At 74.5% G+C, this 6,722-nt stretch carries 8 protein-coding genes; 2 read left to right on the top strand and 6 right to left on the bottom strand.

Going from position 1 to position 6,722, the window contains the following annotated elements; translation table 11 throughout:
• The first annotated feature begins 46 nt into the window (after positions 1 to 46).
• The gene (locus GTQ99_RS25415; RefSeq protein ID WP_166617064.1) at positions 47 to 415 is read left to right on the top strand and encodes a UBP-type zinc finger domain-containing protein; all 369 of its coding nucleotides are present in this window, start codon (positions 47 to 49) and stop codon (positions 413 to 415) included.
• Here the strand turns inward: GTQ99_RS25415 and GTQ99_RS17785 are convergent.
• Entirely contained in the window at positions 405 to 1,037 is a 633-nt protein-coding gene (locus GTQ99_RS17785; protein WP_205707719.1) for a DUF2238 domain-containing protein, read from the bottom strand. The genes GTQ99_RS25415 and GTQ99_RS17785 overlap by 11 nt on opposite strands.
• Positions 1,038 to 1,120: 83 nt before the next feature.
• Between GTQ99_RS17785 and GTQ99_RS17780 the strand changes: the two genes are divergently transcribed.
• Complete coding sequence (locus tag GTQ99_RS17780; RefSeq protein WP_166617063.1) at positions 1,121 to 2,464, top strand: solute carrier family 23 protein; 1,344 nt, start codon at positions 1,121 to 1,123, stop codon at positions 2,462 to 2,464.
• Positions 2,465 to 2,499: 35 nt separating this feature from the next.
• Here GTQ99_RS17780 and GTQ99_RS17775 read toward each other — a convergent pair whose 3' ends face one another.
• The 5 genes from GTQ99_RS17775 to recR all read right to left on the bottom strand — a co-directional run bounded on the left by GTQ99_RS17775 (position 2,500) and on the right by recR (position 6,489).
• A complete protein-coding gene (locus GTQ99_RS17775) occupies positions 2,500 to 2,670 on the bottom strand; it encodes a hypothetical protein (RefSeq protein ID WP_166617057.1) in 171 nt (56 codons plus the stop codon).
• Between the two features lie 130 nt (positions 2,671 to 2,800).
• Positions 2,801 to 3,874, bottom strand: coding sequence for an aspartate-semialdehyde dehydrogenase (locus tag GTQ99_RS17770; protein WP_166617062.1), 1,074 nt, complete (start codon positions 3,872 to 3,874; stop codon positions 2,801 to 2,803).
• Positions 3,871 to 5,163, bottom strand: a complete 1,293-nt coding sequence (locus GTQ99_RS17765) for an aspartate kinase (protein ID WP_166617061.1) — start codon at positions 5,161 to 5,163, stop codon at positions 3,871 to 3,873. Before GTQ99_RS17765 ends, GTQ99_RS17770 begins: the two co-directional genes overlap by 4 nt.
• Positions 5,164 to 5,276: 113 nt before the next feature.
• Positions 5,277 to 5,897: a DUF5063 domain-containing protein gene (locus GTQ99_RS17760; RefSeq protein ID WP_166617060.1), complete on the bottom strand. Its 621-nt coding sequence runs from the start codon at positions 5,895 to 5,897 to the stop codon at positions 5,277 to 5,279.
• Positions 5,890 to 6,489: a recombination mediator RecR gene (gene recR, locus GTQ99_RS17755; protein WP_166617059.1), complete on the bottom strand. Its 600-nt coding sequence runs from the start codon at positions 6,487 to 6,489 to the stop codon at positions 5,890 to 5,892. The genes GTQ99_RS17760 and recR overlap by 8 nt, the downstream gene beginning before the upstream one ends.
• Positions 6,490 to 6,722 lie beyond the last annotated feature (233 nt).

The following is a 6,722-nucleotide window of genomic DNA, read 5'->3' as shown; positions in this document are numbered from 1 at the left end:
CCGCACCACCCACCGCACCACCCGCCCCACCGGAGGAGAGCACCCCGTGAACAGCGACGAGACCGCCGAGCAGATCGACGTCGCCGCCGCGCCCAGCGGCGACGGCTGCGCGGACTGCGAGAGCTCCCAGCCGCAGGGGTGGTGGTTCCACCTGCGCCGCTGCGCCGGCTGCGGGCACGTCGGCTGCTGCGACTCCTCCCCGAACCAGCACGCCCGCGCGCACGCCACCGAGAGCGGCCACCGCGTCGTGCGCAGCTTCGAGCCGGGCGAGAGCTGGTTCTACGACTTCGCCGAGGACGTCACCTACGCCTCCGGCCCCGAGCTGGCGCCGCCGCTGGCCCACCCCGCCGACCAGCCCGCACCGGGCCCGCGCGGGCGGGTGCCGGGGAACTGGACGTCGCTGCTCAACCGCTGACGCGGGCGGCGGGCGGCGCCCCCGCCGCCCGCCGGAGGCGCCGCAGCGCGGGCCCGGTCAGGGCCGGCAGCACCAGCGCCACCGCCGAGCCGGCGGTGCCCAGCACCATGTCCCCGAGGGTGTCCTCGTAGGCGGTGGCCAGCTCGGTGCCGTGGCGGATGAACGTCCACCACTCGCCGACCTCCCACAGCAGCGCCAGCAGCGCGCCGCCGCCCACGACCGCGGCCGCGCGCGCCCACGCCGGCCGCAGCGCCGCGACGTCCAGGACGAGGCCGAGCCCCAGCGTCAGCAGGCACCAGTTGGTGAAGTGGTTCGCGTCGTCCCACCACACCACCGCGTCGTACAGGCCCAGGGTGTTGCCGCTGACGTCGAGCAGGAACGGCGCCATCACCAGCGTCAGCCCCGCCCACGGCGTCGCCCGCCCGCGCGTGCGCCCGGCGCGCGCGGCCAGCCACCACAGCGCCGGCGCGCACAGCATGAGCAGCGGGTACCAGACCAGCCGCGCGGTGAACCCCTTGCCCGCGAACTGCGGCAGGTCGCGGGCGGTGGCGGCGACGACGAGCTGCAAGCACGTCGCGAGCAGGACGGCGGCAGCGGGCAGCCACCGCGGACAGCGGAGCACGAGCGCAGCGTGCCAGGCGCGGGCGCGGCGCGCCCTAGTCTTCGCCCGGTCGGTGGACACCGGCCGAGGCGAGAGGAGACCCGGTGGCGGGGACGACGTGGCGGTTGCACGGGGACGGCAGGCAGGTGCGGCCCGGGGTGGTGGTCGCCCCCGACGAGCGGCTGAGCTGGCCGCGCACGGTCGGCATCGGGTTGCAGCACGTGGTGGCGATGTTCGGCTCGACGATCCTCGTGCCGGCCATCACGGGCTTCCCTGCCTCCACGACGCTGTTCTTCTCCGCCGTCGGCACCGCGCTGTTCCTGCTGATCACCCGCAACCGGCTGCCCAGCTACCTCGGCTCCTCCTTCGCCTTCATCGCGCCCATCGGGGCGGCGAGCGCGAGCGGCGGCCAGGCCGGTGCGGCGGGCGGGATCCTGGTCACCGGGGTGCTGCTCGCCCTCGTCGGGCTCGTCGTGCACCTGGCCGGCTCGCGCTGGATCGACGCGCTCATGCCGCCGGTGGTCACCGGCACGATCGTCGCCCTCATCGGCCTGAACCTGGCCCCGGCCGCGTGGGGCAGCTGCACCCCCGACGGTTCCTGCTCGGGGTTCCGGGCGGCACCCGTCACGGCGCTGGTGACGCTGGGCTCGATCGTGCTGGCGACGGTGCTCTTCCGCGGGATGCTCGGGCGGCTGGCGATCCTCGTGGGCGTGCTCGTCGGCTACGCCTGCGCGCTGCTGCGCGGGGAGGTGGACCTGTCCGGGGCCCGCGAGGCCGCCTGGCTCGGGCTGCCCTCGTTCACCGCGCCGAGCTTCGACGCGGGCGTGCTGGGCCTGTTCCTGCCCGTGGTCTTCGTCCTCGTGGCCGAGAACGTCGGGCACGTGAAGTCGGTGGCCGCCATGACCGGCCGCGACCTGGACCCGCTCACCGGGCGCGCGCTGCTGGCCGACGGCCTGGCCACCACCCTGGCCGGGGCCGGCGGCGGCTCGGGCACCACCACGTACGCGGAGAACATCGGCGTCATGGCCGCCACGAAGGTGTACTCGACGGCGGCGTACTGGGTGGCCGCCGCCGCCGCGCTGCTGCTGAGCTTCTCGCCGAAGTTCAGCGCCCTCGTGGAGTCGGTGCCCGCCGGCGTCCTCGGCGGCGCGGCGACGCTGCTCTACGGGATGATCGGCATCCTCGGCGCGCGCATCTGGGTGCAGAACCGCGTCGACTTCTCCGACCCGGTGAACCTCACCACCGCCGCCGTCGCGCTCGTGGTCGGCATCGCCAACTACAGCTGGGTGCCGCGCGAGGGTCTGACCTTCGAGGGCATCGCCCTGGGCACGGCCGCCGCGATCGGCGTCTTCCACCTCATGCGCGTCCTCGCCCGCTGGCGCGGCACCTCCCAGGAGGCCGCCACCCCCGCGTCGGTGCCAGGGGGCAGCGAGCTCGAGGAGCGCTGACCCCTCCGGCGCCGCGGGCGCCGCGGGGGCGCGGGTCAGGCCAGCGGGCCCTCCTCGGCCGAGGGGGCGTCGGCGCTGGCCTGGTCCTCGCCCTGCGGGCCGGTGCCCTCAGCGGTCGGCGGCGCACCGGTGCCGGGGTCGGCGGCGGGGACCTCGACCTCGCCGGCGTCCTGGGTGGGCGGGGTGAACGGGGTGCTCATCGACATGGCCCCCAGTCGACCCGTGCCCACCGGGGCCCGCAACCGCAGGACCGCCCGGGCGCACCCGCCGCGCACGACGGCCCGCCACCCCCGGCAGGGGTGGCGGGCCGTCCGTGCGGTGGGAGCGGGGTGCCGCTCAGGCGGTGAGCTCGGCGGCCACCAGCTCGGCGATCTGCGCGGTGTTCAGCGCGGCGCCCTTGCGCAGGTTGTCGCCGCAGACGAACAGGTCGAGGGTGTTCGGGAAGTCCAGCGCCTGGCGGAGGCGCCCCACGACCGTCGGGTCGCCGCCGACGGTGCCCGCCGGGGTGGGGAAGACGCCGTTCGCGAGGTCGTCGCGGACCTCCACGCTCGGCGCCGCCTCCAGGGCCGCGGTGGCCTCGGCGACCGCGACCGGCTGCGCGAACGTCGCGTGCACGGCCAGGGAGTGCGTGGTCAGCACCGGCACCCGCACGCACGTCGCGGACACCTTCAGGTCCGGGATGCCGAGGATCTTGCGGGACTCGTTGCGGACCTTCAGCTCCTCGCTGGTCCAGCCGTCGTCCTTCAGCGAGCCCGCGACGGGGATGACGTTGAGGGCCAGGTGGGTCTGGAAGGGCGAGTCGTCGCCCAGCTTGGCGCTGACGGCGGCCGCGGTGTCCCCGGCGCGCTGGCCCAGGGTGCGGTCGCCGGCGACGACCTCCAGCTCGTCGTAGAGGCGGTCCACGCCGGGCTGCCCGGCGCCGGAGGCCGCCTGGTAGCTGGCGACGACGAGCTCGGTGAGCTGCCAGCGCGCGTGCAGGGCGCCGAGGGCGTCCATCATCGTCAGCGTCGTGCAGTTGGGGTTGGCGATGACGCCCTTGGGGCGGTTCCGCGCGGCGTCCCCGTTGACCTCGGGCACCACCAGCGGCACGTCGGGGTCCATCCGGAACGCGCCGGAGTTGTCCACGGCCACCGCGCCGCGCTCGGCGGCGACCGGCGCCCACCGCGCGGACACCTCGTCGGGCACGTCGAACATCGCGACGTCCACGCCGTCGAAGACCTCCGGCGTCAGCTCGCGCACGACGACGTCCTCGCCGCGCACCCGCAGCACCTTGCCCGCCGAGCGGGCGGAGGCGACGAGGCGGATCTCGCCCCACACGTCCGGGCGCTCGGACAGGATGCCGAGCATCACCGAGCCGACGGCTCCGGTGGCGCCGACGACGGCCAGGGTGGGCTTGCGGTTCTCGCTCATCGTCCGGTTCCTCCGTAGACCACGGCTTCGGCTTCGGCGTCCAGCCCGAACGCGGTGTGCACGGCGCGCACGGCGTCGTCGAGCTGGTCGGCGCGGGTGACCACGGAGATGCGGATCTCCGAGGTCGAGATCATCTCCATGTTGATGCGCTGCGCGGCCAGGGCCTCGAAGAACGTCGCGGACACGCCCGGGTGCGAGCGCATCCCGACGCCGATGAGCGACAGCTTGCCGATCTGGTCGTCGTACTCCATGCGCTCGAAGCCGATGGAGGACTTCACCTTCTCCAGGGCCGCGGTGGCCGTGGCGCCCTCCGCCTTGGGCAGCGTGAAGGAGACGTCGGTGCGCCCGGAGGCCCCCACCGACACGTTCTGCACGATCATGTCGATGTTGATCTCGGCCTGGGCGACGGCCTTGAAGATCGCCGCGGCGGTGCCGGGGCTGTCCGGCACGCCCACGACGGTGATCTTCGCCTCGCTGCGGTCGTGCGCGACACCGGAGATGATCGGCTGTTCCACGGGTTCCTCCACGGCGTTCTGGCTCAGGGTGGCGGGGACGGGGGAGTCGGTCACCCACGTCCCCTCGTGCGGGCTGAACGAGCTGCGCACGTGGATGGGCAGGTCGTAGTTGCGGGCGTACTCCACGCAGCGCAGCATCAGGATCTTGGCCCCGCAGGCCGCCATCTCCAGCATCTCCTCGCTGGTGATGCGGTTGATCTTGCGGGCCGTCGGCACGATGCGCGGGTCGGCGGTGAAGACGCCGTCGACGTCGGTGTAGATCTCGCAGACGTCGGCCTTGAGGGCGGCGGCCAGCGCGACGGCGGTGGTGTCCGAGCCGCCGCGGCCCAGGGTGGTGATGTCCTTGGTGTCCTGGCTGACGCCCTGGAACCCGGCGACGATGGCGATGGCGCCCTCGTCGAGCGCGGAGCGGATGCGCCCCGGCGTCACGTCGATGATGCGCGCCCTGCCGTGGGCGGAGTCGGTGATGACCCCGGCCTGCGAGCCGGTGAACGAGCGCGCCTCCAGCCCCAGGTTGGAGATCGCCATCGCCAGCACCGCCATCGAGATGCGCTCGCCGGAGGTCAGCAGCATGTCCAGCTCGCGCGCGGGCGGCATCGGGCTGACCTGCTCGGCGAGGTCGATGAGCTCGTCGGTGGTGTCGCCCATCGCGGAGACCACGACCACCACCTCGTGGCCGGCGCGCTTGGTGGCCACGATCCGCTGCGCCACGCGCTTGATGCCGTCGGCATCAGCGACCGAGGAACCGCCGTACTTCTGCACCACGAGAGCCACGACGCAGGATTCTACGGACACGGCCGGAGTGCTCCCGGCCGTGTCCACGGCGCCCCGACCTGCGGCGACGGCTGTCCAGCGCGGCGGGCGCGGACTGGGCGATCTGCCCAGCCTCAGGGGTGCAGCGCGTCGAACTCCGCGTCGGAGACCGTCTCGGCGTCCACGTCCAGGCGCAGGTGCGCCAGCAGCGACTGCAGCGCCCGCAGCGCCGCGCTCGCCCGCAGCCCCCAGGAGGACAGGTAGGAGAACTGCCACCACCACAGCGCCTCGGTGACCTCCCCGCGCTCGTGGTGGCGCAGGCCGTGCTCGAGGTCGGCGGCCACGGCGGCCAGGTCGTCCGAGAGCGCCCCCCGCACGAGCGTGGCGTCGGTCAGCGGGTCGACGACGTCGGCGTAGTCGTCCAGGCCCTCGAAGACGTTGGCCAGCCCCGCGCGCACCGGGTCCACGTCGGCGTCCGGGCCGGCGTCCGGTTCGTAGCGGCTGTCGGGGACCACGTCGGCGACCGCCCCGAGCCGGGCGCCGGCCACCAGGGCCTGGCTGACGGCCAGCAGCAGCAGCGACAGCGCCGTGGAGTCCATGCGCCCGGTCGCGACCTCGGTGATCGTGGACAGGTAGACGCGGGCGTCGGCGGCCGTGGCCGCGGCGAGCTCGTCGAGCTCGCCGCCCGCCGGTCCACCCGCGGGTCCTCCCGGTCCGGCGCCCGAGCGCGCGGAGGGGAGCGTGTCGTCAGCCATCCAGGGACCTCCGTCCGGCGAACGCCCGTCCGAGCGTCACCTCGTCGGCGTACTCGAGGTCGCCACCGACCGGCAGGCCGGAGGCGAGGCGGGTGACCTTCAGCCCCATCGGCTTCAGCAGCCGCGCCAGGTACGTCGCGGTCGCCTCCCCCTCGAGGTTGGGGTCGGTGGCGATGATCGTCTCGGTGACCTCGCCGTCGCTGAGGCGCGCCAGCAGCTCGCGCATGCGCAGGTCGTCGGGGCCGATGCCCTCCATGGGGCTGATCGCGCCGCCGAGCACGTGGTAGCGGCCGCGGAACTCGCGGGTGCGCTCGATCGCGACGACGTCCTTGGACTCCTCCACGACGCAGATGACGCTCGTGTCGCGGCGCGGGTCGCGGCAGACCCGGCACAGCTGCTCCTGCGCCACGTTGCCGCACACCTCGCAGAAGCGGACCTTGCTCTTGACCTCCGTGAGGACGTCGGCGAGCCGCTTGACGTCCACGGCGTCGGCGGCGAGCAGGTGGAACGCGATCCGCTGGGCGCTCTTGGGCCCCACGCCGGGAAGCCGACCGAGCTCGTCGATCAGGTCCTGGACGACTCCTTCGTACACGGCGCAACCCTACGTGCCGACGGCGACACGACCCGACCTCCGGCGCGGGCGCCCGCCCGCGGCGGCCGCCGGCACCGGCTCAGCGCTCGTCGCTGGAGATGACCCTGCCGCCCAGGATCTGCTCCACGACGGCCGCGCCCACGAGCTGGGACTCCTCGGCGTCCTCGTCGTCGCGGCTGGGGGTGTCGTCGGCCAGCGACGGCGCGGCGGCCGGCTCCTCCGCGGGAGCGGGC

This window comes from Kineococcus vitellinus (genome assembly GCF_009906315.1).
In the GTDB taxonomy this organism is placed as follows: Bacteria; Actinomycetota; Actinomycetes; order Actinomycetales; family Kineococcaceae; genus Kineococcus; species Kineococcus vitellinus.
This window is presented reverse-complemented; position numbering and strand designations above follow the sequence as displayed.